We start from the raw sequence: 19,306 nt of genomic DNA on the forward strand, positions 1-19,306 counted from the left end.
AGACGGTTCATGTCACGGATCGATGAAGGAGGTGGGATGGCACGTCCACGCAAACCCCTGCTCGACCACGACCGGATCGCGGCCGCCGTGCTGGAGCTGGTCGACGAGGACGGCGAGTTCACCATGCCCGGACTGGCCCGGCGGCTCGGCGTCCAGACCCCGTCGCTCTACCACCATGTGGACGGCCGGGCCGGAGTCATCGAGCTGCTGCGCGCCAAGATCGACGAGCAGATCGACTCCGAGCTCCTGAACCTGCGCCCCTGGGACCGGGCGCTGGACGCCTACGCCCGCTCCCACCGCGCCGCGTTCGCCGCCCACCCCCGCCTCATCCCGCTCCTGGCGACCACCACGGTCCACGCGCCCCGCGTCGTGGCGGTCTACGACACGATCGCCGCGCTGCTCATCGAGGGCGGCTTCGCCCCGGAGCAGGTCATGCCGTCCTACACCGCCCTGGAGAACTTCCTGCTGGGCTCCGCGCTCGACCTGGCCGCCCCGGAGATCATGTGGGAGGTCGATCCCGGCGTCCAGGCCCCGCACCTGTCCCGGGCCCTGGCGGCCCAGGCCACCTCGGAAACCCGTTCCGACCAGGCATTCGAGTTCGGCCTCAGCGCCCTGCTCAACGCCCTCAGAGCCATGAACGACTAGAGAAATGAACGACTAGAGAAATGAACGACTAAGGAGAGTTCGCGATGACCCGCTATGGCGCCCAATACGGCCCCGACATCACCTTCCTCGGCGTTGACCCGTGCGACTGGTCGGAGCCGAGCACCTACGCCGACGCCGACGTGGTGATCCTCGGCGCGCCGTTCGACGACGGCGCCTCCCACCGCGCCGGGACGCGCTTCGGCCCCCGGCACATCCGCCAGTCCTGCTACCTCCCCCAGGACGGCTCGCGCCCGTCGCTCGCGCTGCGCGTCGACGGCCTGAAGGATCTGCGGGTCTACGACGCCGGGGACGTGGAGTCGTACTCCGGCGACGCCGTCGCCTCCGCCAAGAGCCTCCAGGAGGCGGTGCACACCGTCGCCTCCCATGGAGCGCTCCCGCTGGTGATCGGCGGCGACCACACGATCACCTGGCCCGACGTGGCGGGCGTGGCCCAGCACATCGGCTTGGGCCGCCTCTCCACGATCCATTTCGATGCCCACGCCGACACCGGCGACACCGAGTCCGGCTCACTGACCGGCCACGGCCGGCCCATGCGCCGCCTCATCGAATCCGGAGCGGTCCGCGGCGACCGGTTCCTGCACATGGGGCTCCGCGGCTACTCGCCCGGCCCCGAAACCCTGGACTGGATGGCCGACGAGCAGATGCGGTCCTATGAGATGACCGAGATCGTCAACCGCGGGCTCGACGACTGCCTCACCGAGGCTTTCGCCATCGCCACCGACGACTGCGACGGCGTGTTCCTGTCGGTCGACATCGACGTGTGCGACCCCGGCCACGCCCCCGGAACCGGCACCCCGGAACCCGGCGGGCTCACCGCACGCCAGCTCCTGGACTCGGTCCGCCGCATCTGCTACGAACTGCCCGTCACCGGCATCGACATAGTCGAGGTGTCGCCACCCTACGATCAGGCCGACATCACCAGCATGCTCGCCAACCGCGTGATACTCGAAGCCCTGTCGGGTTTCGCCCGCCGCCGGCACGACCAGACCAACGACGCGATCTGGGACCCTCGCCAGCCACTGCTCTCCGCCCGCGGCACAGACACCTGATCCGAACGGGACGGGCATCCCTTCGACCAGTCGCCGAGGGCGGCCGTACGCTTGCCGTCCAAGAACGACGGCCTTTCGGCGACGGCACGCGCGGAGGAGGGACACGTCATGGACAGAGAGCCCGAACTCTCGCCATCAATGACTGAAGACGAGTTCGACAACGGCTACTGGTACGTGACGGATCTCAGAAGATTCGCCAGAGCGGTCGGCATCCCGTCCTCCGCGCGGCTGCGAAAGGACGAGCTCGAAGCGGCCATCAAGCACTTCATCCGCACTGGCGGGCCCCCGAGCCCGCCTCGACGACCCACCGCCAGATCCGGCGAGCGTGACGTGGACAAAGGTCTGCGCCTCGATCTCCCCGTCGTGAACTACACCGGCGACAAGACGACCAAGGAGTTCATCCAGCGTGAGGCGGCCGAAATCGAACCCGGTTTCCGTCCGGCGTCCGGAACCCGCTATCAGTCGATGGGCTGCGGGACGATCGGCAGGGTTATCGAGGACGGGTGCTCCGCGTCGTGCAGGACCGTCTGTGAAGCGACCCTCGTCTCATCGTCCGCGCCGAATTCTCCACCCGTATTCGGGTTGCGGTCGAACATCGGGAAGTTGCTGCTGGAGATCTCCAGCCGGATACGGTGACCTGCCTTGAACAGATTGCTGGTGGGCCACAGCTTGATCGTGTATTCGTAGACCTTTCCGGGACGGATCAGAGACGGCCGTTCGAGCGAGGTCCGGTAGCGGGCCCGCTGGATACCGTCCCGGATCAGCATCGAGCTGCCGTCCGGCTGGACGTCGGTGAGCTTCGCCGTCCAGTCGGTGTCGCGCGCCGAGGACGAGGCGTACAGCGTCACCGAGATCGGGCCGGTGACCTCGGTGTCCTTCGCCAGCGGCGGCGTGCTGTAGACGAGGACGTCCCGCCGCTGCTCGACGACCCGCTGGTCCTGGGGGCCGCCGGGCACAGAACTCTGGAACCGTCCGCCGAAGCTCGGCACCGGGTTCTCCGGGTCGTACCGGTAGCGGTCGGGCGTCTCCCCGGTCGCCGGTTGGGCGGCGCTGAGCGTACCGCCGCCGGTCAGCGTGTTCGCGTCGCCATTGCTGTGCAGGTAGTACGTGGTGTTCTGGGTGCCGGGGATCGGCCAGGAGTCAGCGGTGCGCCACTTGTTCGCGCCCATCACGAAGATCTTCACGGCCGGGTCCGTGTCGGTGCCGTTGCGCTCGCCCTTGAGCCAGCGGTCGAACCAGCGGAGGTGGATGCCGGAGACCGAGACCACGGCGTCCGGGCCGAAGTCGACCGCGCCCGTCCGGCGGCCCGCACCTCCATGCGTCCATGGCCCGATGAGCATTTTCGTGCCCTGCCGGGCGGTCGGCGACCCGCCCTGCGCGCGCATTCCCGCGAAGTTCTCGACCGTCCCGTTCAGGAAGATGTCGGACCAGCCTCCGAAGTTCAATGACGGCACGGTGACCTTCGGATACTTCGTGCGGATGCTCCACCGCTTCCAGTAGGAGTCGTCGCTCGGATGGTCGACCCAGTCGTACCAGTACGGCGCGACGCGCTCGTCCTTGGGATACAGGGGCGGGAATTCGTCCAGCGGCAGATGCCAGTACCACTTGCTGAACAGCTGTCTCGACGCCTGAGTCATTTCCGCCGCGAGTTTCGCGCCGTCGGGAAGGCGGCGGATGGCGCCTCTGGCGAGGAAACTCAGCGGCCAGTCCTGGGTGAACGACTGGTACAGCGCTCCGCCCTCATACGTCCATCCGTCATAGATGTCGGAGGACGTGTACGCCGGGACGATGGTGACCAGGTGCGGTGGTGTGAGAGTGGCCGGCAACCACTGCGTGAGCCCCGGATAGGAGAACCCGTACATGCCGACCTTGCCGTTCGAGTGCGGCAGCTTCGCGGCCCACTCGACGGTGTCGTAACCGTCCTCGGCCTCGGCCTGGTAGGGGTAGAAGGTGCCGTCCGACTGGTACTGGCCGCGGACGTCCTGCGACACGACGATGTAGCAGTTCTGGGCGTAGAGGGCGGGGTCGCCGTAGAAGAAGCCTTCTGCGCCGTCCTTGTTGTAGGGCAGCCGGATCAAGATGACCGGGAAGTCCTCCTCGCCCTTCGGGGTGAACACGTTGGAGCGCAGCACGGTTCCGTCGCGCATGGTGGCCGGGACGTCCTTCTGGACGGTGTACTCGCAGCGGCTGGGCGCCGACCGGACGTCGGCGGCCCCGGCGCCGGGGGCGCTCACCGTGCCGCCGAGCACGATGACCGCGGCTCCGACCGCCAGCCGCCAGCCCCGGCTTCCTCCGCCCGCCCAGGTCATTCGCCGCTTTGCCGTCATGGCCGCATCCCTTCCCGGTCGAGGCCGGCGGGGCCGGTCGCCGTACCCGCGGGCCGGCCGCCGGATCGCCTCTCGACCGCTCGACATCGTCGGCCGGAGCATCGCATGATCATGTCGGACGGTCAGGAGGACGGCCGGAGCGTTGCGCCGAGCGGCAGTCCCGGCGCGGCGAGCAGTATGAGAGCTTCTGTCAACAAATCGCCGTATGAGCTATTTGCGAAGTTCAACCTGACCCACCGCCAACGGGAGTCCACTGGGTCCGGTGAGGCCCTGTCCGCTCGCGGATCGGAGTGGCGCGCGTCCGGGCATCACTTCTAGAGTTCAGGGATGGGCGAGCGACTCCGCACCAATGGAGCGACACTCGACGTACTGGGCGCGCTGCTCGGCCCTGAGGACAAGCCCGATGCATCGCAGATCGCCAAAGCCACCGGCCGTCCCGCCAGCAGCGTGTTGCCCATCCTGGCCCGGTTAGAGCGGGACGGCTGGGTGATCAGCGAGTCGTATGTGGATCCGAAGACTCAGGGCCGTGGTCAACGGAGGTACCGGCTCAGCCCGGACGGCATGGCGAAGGCGCGATCGATCGTGGCGGAGGAGCACTTGGTCCCGGGACAGAGCCTTGCCGCCTGGGTGGACGGGGAACTGTCACCAGCTGCCCGGCGGCGGGCGTCCCTCCACACCCTTGATTGCGACGCCTGTCGATCAATGCTGCCGGGCACTTCTGGCAACGTGGTGTAGCAGCAGCGAAGACAGAGCAGGTTAGAACGCACTTCGCCGACGGCGTCGATGTAGTACGTCCACGGATGCTCATGCAGGAAGCGATCCAAGCGGACAAGTTCTTCGCCCTGCCCCACCAACGTGTCCTGGCCCAGCCGGTCGAGGAAGATCAGGTGCCAGGTGGACTTTTCGACCTCCAGAACGTACGTCCAATCGCCGCTGCGGCCGAACATCGCCACACTGTCGGCCAAGTCCACGCTCCGCCGGTCGAAATCCTTGAACGGCACGGGCCGTTCGGCCATGCGGCGGTCGGCACCGAGGCGAACGATGAAGTCCACCGGGGCCATGCCCCGTACCGCCGTGACCGCACCGGGTTGGTTGGAGGGTGGACACCCCTTGACAGCGGGCCGGGAAGAGTTCTAACTGACAACAAACCTTTCAATTTCCCGCCGCTGAACGGTCCGCTCCCATGAACTCCACCCGACTTCCGCGCGTGCGATCGCGCTCCAAGCAGCTCTTGGTCATCCTCTCCTCGCTGATGCTGTCAGTGGCCGGTGCGGGGCCGGCGGTGAGTGCGGGCGTGCGTCCGGCGCCCGCCGCCGCCCAGGTCGCGAGCATGCAGGACGTGGTTCCGGTGCCGGTCAAGACCGAGCCGGCCACAGGCGCCGACCACGCGATCACAAGCGACACGGCGATCTATGTCCAGCCCGGTTCGGCCGGAGTGGGCGACTACCTCGCCGCCCTCCTGCGCCGATCGACCGGCTACCCGCTGCCGGTCAAGACCGCGCCCGCTACGCCCACCGACGGCATATCGCTGCTGCTCACCGGCGCCGACCCGACCGTGGGCAACCAGGGCTACCAGCTGGACGTCACGGCGTCCGCGGTGGTGATCCGGGCGAATCAGCCCGCCGGTCTGTTCGCGGGTGTGCAGACGCTGCGGCAGCTTCTCCCGGCGGCGGTCGAGAACACCAGCACGCAACCGGGTCCGTGGACGATCCCCGGCGGCCGCATCGTCGACCATCCACGGTTCGCCTATCGCGGCGCCCACCTCGATGTCGCCCGCCATTTCTTCACCGTCGACGAGGTCAAGCGGTACGTCGATGAGATCTCCCTGTACAAGGTCAACCATCTGCATCTGCATCTGACCGACGACCAGGGCTGGCGGATACAGATCAACAGCTGGCCCCGGCTGGCGACGTACGGCGGCGAGCTCGAAGTCGGCGGCACCCCGGGCGGGTACTACACCCAGGACCAGTACCGGGACATCGTCGCGTACGCGCAGAGCCGCCACATCACCGTCGTCCCCGAGATCGACATGCCCGGCCACACCAACGCGGCGCTGGCCTCGTACGCGGAGCTCAACTGCAACAACACCGCGCCGCCGCGCCGCACCGACATCGAGGTCGGCTACAGCTCGCTGTGCATCGGCAAGGACGTCACCTACCGGTTCGTCGCCGACGTCATCCGCGAGGTCGCGGCGCTCACCCCCGGCCCCTACCTCCACATCGGCGGCGACGAGGCCAACTCCACGTCCCAGCAGGACTACGTCACGTTCCTCAACAAGGTGCTGCCGCTCGTCCAGCAGCAGGGAAAGACCGCGATGGGCTGGCACGACATCGTCGACGCCACCCCGCCCACCTCGGCCGTGCCGCAGTATTGGCAGACGGGGACGTCGCACGCGGGGGTCCAGGCGGCGGCGAGGCGAGGCAACAAGATCCTCATGTCCCCCGCCAACAAGGCCTACCTCGACATGAAGTACAACTCCAGCACGCGTCTCGGGCTGAGCTGGGCGGGCTTCATCGAGGTGCAGACCGCCTACGAGTGGAATCCCGGAGCGCACCTGTCCGGCGTGACCGAGTCGCAGGTGTTCGGCGTCGAGGCGCCGCTGTGGTCGGAGACCCTGCAGAACATCGACGACATAGAGTTCATGGCGTTTCCCCGGCTGCCGGCCATCGCCGAGCTCGGCTGGTCGCCGCAGTCGACCCACAACTGGAGCGCCTTCCGGCAGCGGCTGGGCGCGCAGGGACCGCGATGGCAGGTCATGGGCGTCGACTTCTATCGATCGAGCCAGGTGCCGTGGAAGACCGGCGACCCAGGCCCACCGGGGTCGTGCTCCGCGGCCGCGTGGGAGTCCTCGGTGGCCTACACCGGAGGTCAGCAGGTGTCGTACAACGACCACACCTGGACCGCCAGATGGTGGACCCGGGGTGACGTTCCCGGCGAAAACTCCCAGGACGTCTGGACCGACAACGGGCCATGCTGACGGCCGGCGAACCGGCCGACCCATCTAGGCGAAGGTGACCCGACCGGAGCCAGCAGGATGAAGATGTCGATGTATTCGATGTCAATCAGCCCGGCAAGCGTTGCCGACCTGGGGCGGGGCCGAATTGCTCTGGAAGTGCGCGGTCATGGGCGCCAATGCGTCGGGGCAACCGCTCGCAGGCCTGAGAGCGTGTCCTACGGGTCAGGACTGCATGTGTTCGGAGCTGCCCAGGTCACTCCTAGCCGAAGTGCGGCCGGGCAGCGAAAGATGGGATTGGGCAGGTAGGTGATTATCTGGTCCGCCGGGCGGATCCGCACGGTATTGGCCAGCAGGGTTTGGAGAAGTAGCCGGCTTTGCAGCCGTACGAGTCCCGAGCCGAGGCAGGAGTGCGTGCCGTGGCCGAAGGTGAGGTGATTGGCCGCGTCGGTGCGCTGCGAATCGAAAATGGCGGGGGCGGGCCACTTGGCCGGGTCGTGGTTGGCGGATCCGAAGAGCAGCAGGATTCGTGCGTCCTCGGGGATGGGGACGCCGTCGATTTCGCAGTCGCGTGTCGCCCTCCGGTACATCCCTTGCAGCGGGCTTTCCAGGCGCAGGGTCTCTTCGACGAACCCGGCCATGTCGGCGGGGTGGGCGCGCAGGTGGTCGGCGAGTTCGGGAGCGCGGGCGAGGACGTGCACGGCGCTGGACAAGTAGGCGGTGGTGGTGAAGTTCCCGGCCACGAGGAGATCGATGACGAAGCGGGCGGCATCGGCGGGTGGAATGCCGGACTGGTCGATGAGGCGCAGGACGCCCCGGCGCGCGCCGCTGAGACGCTGGGTGATCCGGGCGGCGAGAGGGCGCCCCGGCGGGATGATCCGCTGAGCGTCGAATTCCTCCACGCCCACGGTGGCCTCGACGAGTGCCTGGGACCATCGCAGCAGGTCGGGCAGGTCTTCGTCGGGTAGGCCGAGAACGTGGACGATGGCGGAGATCGGCAGGGTGACCGCGATGTCCTTGACGAAGTCGACCTCGTCCTTGTGCCGGAGTGAGTTCACGAGCCTTTGGCAGATGGCCCCGATGGCCGGTTCGTGCTCGGCGATGTGCCTGGGAGTGAACGCCCGATTGACGATCGACCGGCGGTGGGCATGTTCGGGCTCGGAAGAGGTCAGCAAGTAGGGCAGATAATTGGACATCTCTTCCTCGGGGCCGGGCGCCGGCGCGCCCAGGGCATTGGAGGACGAGAAGGTCTGCGCGTCCAGGACGATGCGAAGTACGTCCTCATGGGAGCTGACGACGTAGGCGTTCATCGCCTCGGAGAAGTGCACACCCTTTTGACGCGCGTGGTGGTAGGCCGCCGCCGGACAGGGCAGGGCGGCGGGATTGCCGCTCAGGACGTCGGTCATCGTCCGTCCCCGTTCTGCAGGACGTTCATGCGGTACATCAATCGCTCGTGGGGGAAGTAGTCGGCCACGGCGTAGTGCTGCAGGCAGCGGTTGTCCCAGATGAGGAGGTCGTCGGCCTGCCATCGGTGCCGGTAGACGAACTCGTTCGTCTCGATGTGCCGGTAGAGGAAGTCGAGGAGGGCCCGGCCTTCCGCCGCCGACAGGCCGTCGATTCCCGTGACATAGGGGGCCGAGAGGTAAAGGGCCTTCCTCTTGGTCTCGGGGTGGATTCTCACCACGGGATGATGCACGGCCTCGCCGCCCCCGAACCTGTCGTTGATCTCGATGGACTTCTTCTTGAGCATTTCGCTCAGTTCGGGGTAGTCGGCGCCGAAGGCCTTCTTGACGTCGTGAGTCGCGGTCAGCTGGCCGAGCATCTCCTGCATCGGCGGCGAGAGCGTCTCATAAGCCAGGTACATGTTGGAGAACAGGGTGTCACCGCCGACGGCGGGTGTCTTCTTCGCGTAGAGGACGGTGCCCAGAGGCGGTTCGGGCCAGCCGCTGTTGTCGGTGTGCCAGGTGTTGAGGCCGGGCGGGTTGTCCGCGTCATTGTGCAGCCGCATGCATTCGGGGTGGCCTTCGACCGTCATCGGCAGCAGGTGCTCCTGGATCAGCAGGTCACCGAATCGGCGGGAGAACCTTTTCTGATCCGCGATGGTGAGCACCTGTTCGGGGAAGATGAGCAGGCTGTGCCGATGAAAGGCCTGCCTGATCTCCTTCCACTGGTCGGCGGGCAGTTCCCGGGAAAGGTCGACCCCGGTCACCCGGGCACCGGCGGCCACGCTGACCTGTTCGATGGCTAGCATATTGTCTCCCCTTTCTCAGGTGTGTCGTTGAGTACGCCCAGCAGGCTGTGGAGATCGATCGACCCGCCGCTGACAATGGCGCATGGACATTCCCATCGGTAGGCGTCCGAGTACTTTTGCGCTGCCGCGAAGGCTGCCGCTCCGGCGCCTTCGGACAGCATCTTGTCGTCGAGGAGCAGCGAGCTCAGCGCTTCGGCGACCTCGTACGGCGTCACGGTGAGGACGCCCGCGATGACGTCCTTGACCCGGTAGAACTGCTCCGGGAGGACGAAGCTGGCGCCGATTCCGTCCACGAAGGAGGAGGAGTACTCCACCTCGACGGGCTCTCCCGCCCGCAGCGAGGCGGACAGGGCGGCGCCGGTGGTGATCTCGACGGCGAAGACGCCGATGTTCCGCTCGGCGAACAATGTGGCGAGGCTGTAGGTCAGGTTGCCGCCGCCATAGGGGACCAGGACGGCGTCGACCGCGGGAAGGTCCTGCAGTATCTCCAGGCCGACCGTGCCGTTGCCCCGCGTGACGTACTCGTCCGTCTCGCAGGAGAGGAAGAAGCCCGCGAAATCCGGATGCTCCCCGGCCAGCATCGTCTCCCGCCACATTCTGTACGGGACATGCACGATTCGTGTGAGTGGATTGTTCTCGACGATGCCGGCCAGCTTCGCGGGCGCTATGTGCTCGGGCACGATGACCGTGTAATCCATTGTCAGACGGGCCGTCGTGTGCGCCAGCGCCTGCGCGAAGTTTCCCGAGCTGCAGGTCACCACCCCGTGCTTTCTCATCCGGGCCCACGTTTCGGGCTGGAAGCGCCTGTAGCCGAGGAGACCGCCGAATGCTCCGCGCACCTTGAACGATCCGGTGAGCTGAAGATTCTCACATTTGAGGAAGACGTCCCCATGTCCCGTCGACCTCACGAGGGGCGTCCGCCGGATGTGGGGCGAGATCATCTGATGGACGTCGGCCACCAGTGAAGGCGCCGGTGCATGGACGCTCATGAGCCCGACAACGCGACTTCATAGCGGAAGTCCTCGGTCAGGCCGATGCGCTTCGCCACCGCGACGCTCGCCTCATTGTCGGCCTGGCACGACAGCACCGGGCGCAGGCCGAGTTCCGCGCCGTATCCGATGACCTGAGCGCTCATGGCGGTGTACAGATTCCGGTGCCGGTACTTCGGATGGGTGAAGCCTCCCAGTTCGACCAGCCCGCCGCCCACCACCCCATGACCTTCCGCCACGACGTGCCCATCACGGGCCAGGCAGAACCCGTAGCCGTTCTTCAGGTAGTTGGCAGCCGATCCGAAGATGGAAAGGACCATGTCCCGCCAGTTCAGCTTTTCGAACAACCGTGCGTCGACTCTGAGCAGATCGAACTCTTCGGGCGGCGCGCACCGTGTCCCATCGGCATCGTGATGACGGCTGAACTGGACACGTTCGGACTTACCGAAGCCCGATCGTGGGACGACGTCACTTCCCGCGGGGTGAATGAGCGTGATGGGCGGCCTCCCCCGCACCAGCGCGTAGATTTCGTCCATGAGATCCGAAGTGATCGTCCCGGCGACGAAGCAGAAGCGGGACCGCGTGGTGATGAGGCACGCCGAAACGCCATCGCCTTCGTGCTGCGCCCACGCCTTCGCGGGAATCTTCCCCTCAACGGCGGCATGGACGAACGCGAGGTTGGGATAGGAGGGCCCGAATAACGACGCGAGTGTCGCGTACCGGTTCGACTTCACCGTTCGCAGCAACGGGTGCTTGCCGCGACGTCCGGTTATCAGCGACGCGCCCCTGTGTGACGGCTCCTGATCTGGCATGCGAGCAACGTAGATACCGCCATCCTGGTCCCGTCCTCGCCGGGTCCTGCTCTCGTCCCAGTTCTCGTGCACGCAGTCGGCAGGCTCGTACCGCCACGGGTGCTTGCAAAGCGAGTTGACACAGTGTGTGGTGATGGTCAGACGAATCCCATCGGTGAGGGCGATGAAATTCAAGATCCTGGGGCCGTTGGAATTATGGACGGCCGACAAACCATTGCGCCCGGGCACGGCACGCCATCAGAAAGTGCTGGCGGCCCTGCTGCTGGCCGCCGATCAGGTGGTCTCACTGGACCGCCTGGTCAATGCCGCCTGGCACGAAGACCCGCCTCCCACGGCGAAAAAGCAGGCCCGTAACATTGTTTCGGACCTAAGGCGCGTCCTGAACGGCACGGCGGCGGCCGATCTGGTGACGGCGGGTCAAAGCGGCTACCGGCTGTCGGTCGACGCGGACGCACTCGACGCACTCGTGTTCAACGACCGGGTCTCCCGGGCCCGCATGGCCGCCGCCGAGAACCGGGGCCCCGCCGCCGTCGGCGAGTTTCGCGGCGCGCTCGCGTTATGGCGGGGCACGGCGCTGGCGGGTCTGGACAGTCCCGCGCTGGCGCCGCAGCGAAACGCTCTGAACGAGAACCGCCTCGCCGCCCTCGAGGAATGCGTCGACCTGGAACTGGCCATGGGCCGACACCATGCGCTATCCGCCGAGCTGGTCCAATGGGTGGCGGAATATCCGCTGCGAGAGCGTCTCACCGGCCTTTACATACTGGCGTTGTACCGATCCGGCCGGCAGGCAGAAGCGCTCCGAGGCTTCCACGACGTCCGGGGTCTGCTGATCGAGCAGCTCGGAATCGAGCCCGGCGAGGAACTGCAGCATCTGCACCAGCGGATTCTCACTCGTGACGCCGCGCTTTCCCCATCACCGGCTTCGCCCGTCCCAATCTCGTCATCGACCTCCCTGAGGCCAGCCTCCTCCACGCCGATGTCGTCATCGGCCCCGCCCGCGCCGGCACCGTCCACGACGTGCGTCCGTTTCCTGCCGCGCGCCATCACCGATTTCACCGGCCGTACGGCTGAACTGGACCGCCTGTTCTCCGTCCTGCCGGCGGACGGGAAACACACCGGAGCCGTGGTGATCAGCGCGATCGACGGGATGGCCGGCATCGGCAAGACCACCCTGGCCGTGCACGCCGCCCACCGCATGGCCGACCGCTACCCGGACGCCCAGCTGTTCGTCGATCTCCATGCGCACAGTCCCGAGCAGGAGCCCATCAGCGCGGCGACGGCGCTGGACACGCTGTTGCGCGCGGTGGGGGTCCCCAGCGAGATGATCCCGGGAGGGGCCGAGGAACGGGCCGCGCTGTGGCGCGCCCGGCTCGCCGGGCGCCGCGCCGTGGTGGTGCTGGACGACGCCGCCACCGCCGCCCAGGTCCGGCCGCTGCTGCCCGGCACCCCCGGCTGCATGGTGCTGATCACCAGCCGTCGCCGGCTCGCGGACCTGGAGAGCGCCCATGCCCTCTCGCTCGACGTCCTGTCCCGGGACGAGGCGGCGGAGCTGTTCACCGGCATCGTCGGCGATGCCCGCGCGCCCGCCGACCCGGAGGGCGTCAAGGAGGTGGTCCGGCTGTGCGGGCGCCTGCCCCTGGCGGTCCGCCTCGCCGCGGCGCGGCTGCGCACCCGGCCCGCCTGGGACCTCGCCCATCTGATCGAACGGCTGCGGCACGAGCAGCGGCGGCTGGGCGAACTCGCCGTCGGAGACCGCGGCGTCGCCGCCGCCTTCGCGCTCTCCTACCAGCACCTCACCGCTGACCAGCAACGTCTCTACCGGATGCTGGGGCTGCACCCCGGTGCCGACTTCGACACCTACACCGCCGCCGCGCTGGCGGACATGACGCTGGACGAGGCGGACCGCCTCCTTCAGCAGCTCGTGGACGTACACCTGCTGCAGCAGCCCACCGCCGACCGCTACCGCTTCCACCGGCTTCTGCGCCTGCACGCCGTCCACCTCGCGAACGCCGAAGACGACGAAACGGACCGGCGCGCCGCTCTGACCCGGGCGTTCGACCACTATCGTCACGCCGCCGCCCTCGCCGTGAACTCCGCCGTCTGCTACGACCAGTACTACTGGCCCGGCATCCCCGCCGCGACGACCCCGGCACCGCACTTCGCCGACTTCGACCAGGCGGTGGCGTGGCTGGAGGCCGAACGGGCCAATCTCGTCTCCGCCGCCACGCACGCCGCCGAACACGGCTGGCCGGCCCATGTCGCCGATCTCACCAACTCCCTGTGGTGCTTCATCGAGCACCGCTGCAGCCATGACGAGGCCGTCGGCCTGTACACGCACGCGCTCGCATCCGCGCGCGGCGCCGGCGACCGCGAACACGAGAGCCAGGCGCTGCACTACCTCGGTCTGTTCCACCGGCACCGAGGGCGCAACGAACAGGCCCTCGTCCACCACGGGCAGGCCCTCGCCCTGGCGCGCGACACGGGCGATCGCGTCCTTGAGGGCCGCATTCTCGGCAACCTCGGCTCCACATTGTGGTATCTGGGGCGCGGCGACGATGCGCTCGACCGCTACGGGCAGGCCCTGACGTTGGCGCGCGAGATCGGCGATCTCGCTCTCCAATGCATTGCCTTGGAGGGCCTCGGTTCCGTTTACAAGCAGCAGGGACGCTACGACCGGACCATCACTCACTACAGGCAGTCCCTCGTCCTGACGCGCGACAGCGGAAACCACCGGCACGAGCCCTTCGTGCTGTGCGAACTCGCCGGCGTCTACGGCCGAATGGGACGCCACGACCAAGCACTGGACCACCTTCACCAAGCACTCGACCTGGCCCGCGCCACCGCCAGCCGTCTCCTCGAAGGCTCAGCATTGTGCGAACTCGGCGGCGCCTACAGCCGGACGGGACGCCACGACCAAGCGCTAGACCACCTTCACCAAGCACTCGATCTCGCCCGCTCAACCGCCAACGCTCTTCTCGAAGGCTCAGCATTGTGCGAACTCGGCGGCGTCTACGGACGGACGGGACACCATGACCAAGCGCTAGACCATCTGCACCAAGCGCTCGACCTCGCCCGCGCCACCGCCAATCGTCCGCTCGAAGACGAGACGCTGAACAGGCTGGGTGAGACCGTGCGCCGCACCGGCGATCCGAACCGCGCCCGCGCCCACCACCAGGAGGCCCTGGCCATCGCCGCCGAGATCGGTGACCGATACGAGCAGGCCCGCGCCCACGACGGCCTCGCCCGCGCCCACCACGATCTCGGCCACCACCGCCAGGCGCGTGAGCACCGGCGACAGGCCCTGACCGGCTACACCGAACTGGGCGTCCCAGACAGCACGGACTGGTCGGCTGAGGGCTACCTTCCGTGCAGCTCGTAGATAATGGTTCTGCTCGGGGTGAGAGTGCGGCAGGCGAGGAATTTCTTTCCCTGGTTCGACAGGGTCCGGCAGGTTTCCTGGTATTCGCCGGGGACCGGGACGTTGCGGGCGACCGTGTTGTAGAAGACGAACCAGTCGGGCTGCCCATTGAAGACCGGGAAGCTGTTGAGGGAGTGCGTGCCGTCCGGCTCGGTGGTGTCCTCGATGACCTGATATTCGTCGCGGCCCACGGCCTTCCGGTTGAAGACCGTGGCGACCTGCGGCTTGGAGGTGGGCTGCGGCCGCGGGATCGTGGTGAACTCGGTCTGGCCCTCCGCGAGCGGGTAGACCGCCAGCCGCGGCCAGGTCTCGTGCGGTGCCCAGTTCGTGACGTTCAGCCGGGGAAAGGTGACCTTGCCCCACTGGTCGCGGAACGCGTTCAGCACCTCCTCGTCCGTCGGGAGCACGCCCGGGTCGGTGCCTTTCGCGATATTGATCTGGTAGTTGATACCGCGCTCAGGTGTGATGATCCTGCACGGCAGGAACTCGTCCCCTGCCTTGCGGAAGGTCCGGCAGGTGTATTCGAACTCACCTGGCAGGGGCGGGTGCGCGACGGTGTTGTAGAAGGTGAACGAGGCCCGGGTGCCGAGGAACACCGGGAACCGGTTGACCGCGTGGGTCCCGTCCTTCGACTTGACGTCCTCGACGATCTGGTACTCCAGCTCGCGTTGGGGCGGCGGTGCGGTGTCGGTGCCATTGATGGTGCGCCGGAAAATGTCGTACGTGATGTCCCGGGTGGGCGTTTGTGGCTTCGGCTTGGCGTTGGTCTCGTCGGTGCCGGGGTCGAATCCGAACTGCGATCGTGTGGTCCAGGTGGAATCGGCCAGCCATCCGACGACGCCGGTTCCCGGGAACGTGAGACGCCCCCACTGGTCGCGGAAGGAGGCCATTATCTGCTCTATCGTCGGCCGCGCGTCGCTGCGTTCGGCGGATGCCGGACCGGCGGCGGGTCCGGTGCCGATGAGCGCGAGGGGAGTCATGAGTACGGTGACAGCGGATATCGTGCGGATCCCGTGCATGGTGCACACCTTTCGGGCCTTTCGAAGGCCGGTTGTCTCGACCGTGAGCATGGGTGGCGGGAACGGCTCGGGAATCGTTCGTACGTCATGCCGAAGCCGGGCCTCGACCGACGTCGGCCGAGGCCGAGACCGACGTCGGGCGCCTCGTCCCCGGCAGGTGCGGCGTCAGGGGACGGCGACGCCGAGCTGGAAACGGGCGGCCTGGGTGCCATTGCACAGCGGTGACTGGCCGGAGGAAACGTAGTGATCGGAGCAGCCCTCGTCGTCGGTGACGGTGAGGGTGACGCGGTAGGTGCCCGGCCGCGGGTAGCGGTGCGCCGGGCGCGGCCCGCCGTCCGGGAGCCCGGTTCCGTCGCCGAAGTCCCACCTGTAGCGGACGACGTGGCCGTCGGGGTCGGAGGAGGCGCGGGCGTCGAACCGTACGGTGTGGTCCGGACCCGGGTCCGGACCCGGGTCCGCTGAGAAGCGCGCGGATGGGCCCTGGTTCGGGGAGACCGCGACGGACTGGAAGGAGGGGCCGGACAGCCCGCCGGAAAAGGGTGATCCGTCGACCTCGCGGAGGGCCCCCGACGGGTCGATGGCGAACCCGGAGACGTCGTTGGAATCGACGTTGGAGACGTACATGAACCGTCCGTCCGGGGAGGTGGTGCCCGCGACGGGCGAGCCGCCCGCCTTGAACGGGGAACCGTCGATCCCGCGGAGCCGGCCATCGGGGCGTATGCGCCAGCCCGCGACGGCGTTGGCCCCGTCCGGGTTGAGGTCGCCGTGCACGTTCTGGGTGTAGAGGTGCCGCCCATCGGGGGTGAGGTTGCTGCCCTCCGGGGCGTTCGGCGCCGGGAAGGGAGAGCGGGGCACCGCGGTCAGCCCGCCGTCGGCGCGGATGCGGAAGGCCCAGATCTCGTTGTCGGCCTGAGCGTTGGCGTAGAGGAACCGCCCGTCGGGCCTGATCGAGATCTGTGCCGCGAACTCGCCCACGACCTCCTGGCGGACGCCCTCCGCCAGGCCGCCGTCCGCGCGCACCGCGAACGACATCAACGTGTCCGGCTCGGCCGTACGGGTGCCGTTGGCGAGGTAGACGTGGCGGCCATCGGGAGCCACGGCCACACCGCGCGGGTTGACCCCACCCGAGGACTTCGCGCCGATCAGCTCCAGGCCGCCATCACGGGCGACCGCGAACGCCAGGATGCGATGGTTCGTCTGATCAGTCGCATAGAGCGTGGCGCCGTTCGGCGCGATGGCCATCCCGAAGACTCTTCCGCCCGTGTCGAAGCTTCTACCGGTCGCGGCCAGCGCGCCCGACGCCGTGACCCGGTAAGCAAAGATCCGGCCGCCGCCGTCGCTGGTTCCCACATAGGCGAACCCGCCGTCCGGCGTCACCACCACCGCCCGCGCCGCCTCTCCGGCCGCGAGCGGATCCTGGATGCGGGTGAGACCTCCGGCGGGCCCGATCCGAAATGCCGTGACCGTCCCGGTATCCGAGCTGGTCACATATAACGTGCGGGCCACCGGCCTCGCACCCGCCGCCACTGAAGGCAGCACCGAAAAACACGTGCCGCACAATGCGAGCACGACGACGCCTAATCGAGCGATCATGAACTCTCCTCGGTCCCTATGACGAACAGCCGTGGTGACGTTCATCTAGTTCTAGCACTCGGAAGTTTTTTGGTTCCGGGGCTGAACTGACAAACAAATCCGTGTATTACCGCTTGCGGGCGAGGCCGCTCGGCCACCACATCCACCGGCGTACATCCATCGTCAGCGCGCTGACCAGCACCGACCGGACGATGAAGGTGTCGAGCAGCACGCCGAAGGCCACCGCGAAGCCCAGCTCGGTGACGAAGACCAGCGGCAGCGACCCCAGCGCCGCGAACGTGCCGGCCAGCACGGTCCCGGCGGAGGTGATGACCGCGCCGGTGGCGGCCAGTCCGATGAGCGCCCCGCGGCGGGTGCCGTGCTGCTTGGCCTCTTCGTGCACCCGCGTCATCAGGAAGATGTTGTAGTCGGTTCCGAGCGCGACCAGGAAGACGAACGCCCACAGCGGGAACTGGGGATCCGCCCCGGCGAAGTCGAACACGTGGTTGAAGACCAGCGCGCTGACGCCCAGGGCCGCCGCGAAGGACAGCACCACCGTGGCCACCAGGATCAGCGGGGCGATCAGGGCGCGCAGCAGCACCGCCAGGATGATGAGCACGACCAGGAGCACCAGCGGGATCACCACGTTCTGGTCGTGGCTCGCGGCGTCGTTGACGTCCAGGGTGACCGCCGTGGTCCCGCCGACCTTGGCGTCGGCGCCGGGCACCGCGTGCACGGCGTCGCGGGCCCGTTCGATGGCGTCGAAGCCCTCCTGGGCGTCGGGCGGGGCGTCGAGGGTGCCCTCAAGGAAGGCCTGGCCGTCGCGTGGCGGCCCCACCTGCCGGACGTCGCTGATCTTCGGCACCGAGTCCAGCGCCGAGGCGACGGCCCGCGCCGAGCCGGCCGAGGCGACGACCTGCACCGGGGCGCCCGCGCCGGCCGGGAAGTGCTTGACCAGCACCTCCTCGCCGATCTCCGAGTCGCGTTTCTCGCCCCAGAAGGCGTCCCGCTGCGCCAGGTACTCGGTTTTGAGGCCGGTCATGCCGATGGCCATGACGCCGAGGACGAGCGCCGTGGCCATCCAGGTGATCCGGGGACGCCGGGCGATGGCGCCGCCGATGCGGGCCCAGGCGCCTCGTTCGGTGGGCTCGGACGAGCCGTGGTGAGGGCGTCGCGGCCAGAACAGCCATCGTCCGCAGATCACCAGCAGCGCCGGCAGCAGCGTCAGCATGGACGCCAGCACCACCGCGACGCCGATGGCCATCACCGGTCCCATGCTCTTGGACGAGTTGAGCGTCGCGATCAGCAGGCACAGCAGGCTCAGCGCCACGGTGGTGCCGCTGGCCAGGATCGCCGGGCCGGCGCGGTGCAGCGCCATCGCCATCGCGGTGTGCCGGTCGGAGTGACGGCGCAGTTCCTCGCGGTAGCGGGCGATGAGCAACAGCGCGTAGTCGGTGCCCGCGCCGAACATCAGGACGATGAGGATGAACGCGCTCTGGCCGTTGACGGTCAGGCCCGCGTGCTCGGCCAGCAGGTAGATCAGCGCCTGCGCGACCGTCAGGGAGAAGAAGACGCAGATCAGCGGCACCGCCCACAGGAATGGGCTGCGGTAGGTGATCAGCAGGATGACCACGACGATGACCGCGGTGATGTACAGCAGGGTGGCGTCGAAACCGGAGAAGACCTGGGCGAAGTCGCCGGAGTATCCGCCCGGCCCGGTGACGTGCGCCGCCAGGCCCGGGGCGCCGTCGTCCCGCTGGGCGATGTCGCGGATGTCCTCGACCGCGGGGCCGAGCTTCTCCCAGCCCTCCTCGCCGACCTTGATGTCGACGATCGTCTGCAGCGCCTGGCCGTCCTGGGAGGTGATCGGACCCTGCACCTTGGTGATGATCTTCGCGCCGTCGTCGTCCCGCACGGTCGTGAACCGCCGGGCGTCGGCCGCGGCCTTGGCCCTGTCGGCGTCGGTGACGGCCGCGCCGCCGCGGTCGTAGACGACCACGGCCGGAAGGACGTCGCTGGGGACGAACCGCTCCGACTGTTCCAGGACCTGGGTGGACTCGGCGTCCTTGGGCAGCCACGAGGACGCCTCGTTGTCCTGGGCCCCGGCGAGCTTGGTGGCCAGCGGCGCCGACACCACCAGGACCAGCACCCATACCGCCAGCACGACCCACTTGCCGCGCCGGCCCAAGACGAACGCGGTAACCCGGTCTATCGCGGCCACATCATCCCCCGATCGGCGCCCGCTGCTCA

Annotated in this window: 14 protein-coding genes and 1 pseudogene; 7 read left to right on the forward strand and 8 right to left on the reverse strand. The window is 68.0% G+C overall.

Features of this window, described 5'->3' with window-relative positions; all coding sequences use genetic code 11:
• The first annotated feature begins 36 nt into the window (after positions 1-36).
• The 3 genes and pseudogenes from ACH34T_RS09960 to ACH34T_RS09970 all read left to right on the forward strand — a co-directional run.
• Positions 37-645: a TetR/AcrR family transcriptional regulator gene (locus ACH34T_RS09960; RefSeq protein ID WP_395991713.1), complete on the forward strand. Its 609-nt coding sequence runs from the start codon at positions 37-39 to the stop codon at positions 643-645.
• A 44-nt stretch (positions 646-689) separates the two neighbouring features.
• Complete coding sequence (gene speB, locus ACH34T_RS09965) at positions 690-1,715, forward strand: agmatinase (RefSeq protein ID WP_395991714.1); 1,026 nt, start codon at positions 690-692, stop codon at positions 1,713-1,715.
• Between the two features lie 138 nt (positions 1,716-1,853).
• Positions 1,854-2,003, forward strand: a pseudogene (locus ACH34T_RS09970) (SAP domain-containing protein); the annotation flags it as partial.
• 170 nt (positions 2,004-2,173) lie between these two features.
• Here ACH34T_RS09970 and ACH34T_RS09975 read toward each other — a convergent pair.
• Positions 2,174-4,042, reverse strand: a complete 1,869-nt coding sequence (locus tag ACH34T_RS09975) for a CocE/NonD family hydrolase (RefSeq protein ID WP_395991715.1) — start codon at positions 4,040-4,042, stop codon at positions 2,174-2,176.
• Positions 4,043-4,369: 327 nt separating this feature from the next.
• On the opposite strand from ACH34T_RS09975, the gene ACH34T_RS09980 reads away from it, so the two are divergent.
• From ACH34T_RS09980 to ACH34T_RS09990, 3 genes are all read left to right on the forward strand, one after another.
• Entirely contained in the window at positions 4,370-4,777 is a 408-nt protein-coding gene (locus tag ACH34T_RS09980) for a zf-HC2 domain-containing protein (protein ID WP_395991716.1), read from the forward strand.
• A 65-nt stretch (positions 4,778-4,842) separates the two neighbouring features.
• Positions 4,843-5,229 (forward strand): hypothetical protein, encoded by a 387-nt coding sequence (locus ACH34T_RS09985; protein ID WP_395991717.1) that lies wholly within the window; start codon positions 4,843-4,845, stop codon positions 5,227-5,229.
• Positions 5,230-5,249: 20 nt separating this feature from the next.
• A complete protein-coding gene (locus ACH34T_RS09990) occupies positions 5,250-7,019 on the forward strand; it encodes a family 20 glycosylhydrolase (RefSeq protein WP_395991718.1) in 1,770 nt (589 codons plus the stop codon).
• A gap of 194 nt (positions 7,020-7,213) precedes the next feature.
• Here ACH34T_RS09990 and ACH34T_RS09995 read toward each other — a convergent pair whose 3' ends face one another.
• From ACH34T_RS09995 to ACH34T_RS10010, 4 genes are read right to left on the reverse strand one after another with little or no spacing between them, the layout of a single operon-like run.
• Positions 7,214-8,401: a cytochrome P450 gene (locus tag ACH34T_RS09995; protein WP_395991719.1), complete on the reverse strand. Its 1,188-nt coding sequence runs from the start codon at positions 8,399-8,401 to the stop codon at positions 7,214-7,216.
• Complete coding sequence (locus ACH34T_RS10000) at positions 8,398-9,246, reverse strand: TauD/TfdA dioxygenase family protein (RefSeq protein WP_395991720.1); 849 nt, start codon at positions 9,244-9,246, stop codon at positions 8,398-8,400. The genes ACH34T_RS09995 and ACH34T_RS10000 overlap by 4 nt, the downstream gene beginning before the upstream one ends.
• Entirely contained in the window at positions 9,240-10,205 is a 966-nt protein-coding gene (locus ACH34T_RS10005; RefSeq protein WP_395991721.1) for a pyridoxal-phosphate dependent enzyme, read from the reverse strand. The genes ACH34T_RS10000 and ACH34T_RS10005 overlap by 7 nt, the downstream gene beginning before the upstream one ends.
• 26 nt (positions 10,206-10,231) lie before the next feature.
• Complete coding sequence (locus tag ACH34T_RS10010; RefSeq protein WP_395991722.1) at positions 10,232-11,047, reverse strand: GNAT family N-acetyltransferase; 816 nt, start codon at positions 11,045-11,047, stop codon at positions 10,232-10,234.
• A gap of 163 nt (positions 11,048-11,210) precedes the next feature.
• Between ACH34T_RS10010 and ACH34T_RS10015 the strand changes: the two genes are divergently transcribed.
• Complete coding sequence (locus tag ACH34T_RS10015; protein ID WP_395991723.1) at positions 11,211-14,426, forward strand: AfsR/SARP family transcriptional regulator; 3,216 nt, start codon at positions 11,211-11,213, stop codon at positions 14,424-14,426.
• Here ACH34T_RS10015 and ACH34T_RS10020 read toward each other — a convergent pair.
• The 3 genes from ACH34T_RS10020 to ACH34T_RS10030 form a co-directional block, all read right to left on the reverse strand.
• Entirely contained in the window at positions 14,405-15,484 is a 1,080-nt protein-coding gene (locus ACH34T_RS10020; protein ID WP_395991724.1) for a hypothetical protein, read from the reverse strand. The genes ACH34T_RS10015 and ACH34T_RS10020 overlap by 22 nt on opposite strands.
• Positions 15,485-15,649: 165 nt before the next feature.
• Positions 15,650-17,077 carry a beta-propeller fold lactonase family protein gene (locus ACH34T_RS10025; RefSeq protein ID WP_395991725.1) on the reverse strand — a complete coding sequence of 476 codons (1,428 nt, stop codon included), beginning with the start codon at positions 17,075-17,077 and terminating at the stop codon, positions 15,650-15,652.
• A 106-nt stretch (positions 17,078-17,183) separates the two neighbouring features.
• Positions 17,184-19,277: an MMPL family transporter gene (locus ACH34T_RS10030; protein ID WP_395991726.1), complete on the reverse strand. Its 2,094-nt coding sequence runs from the start codon at positions 19,275-19,277 to the stop codon at positions 17,184-17,186.
• Between the last annotated feature and the right edge of the window lie 29 nt (positions 19,278-19,306).

Origin of the sequence: Actinomadura sp. 9N215 (genome assembly GCF_044326345.1) — a bacterium.
GTDB lineage: Bacteria > Actinomycetota > Actinomycetes > Streptosporangiales > Streptosporangiaceae > Spirillospora.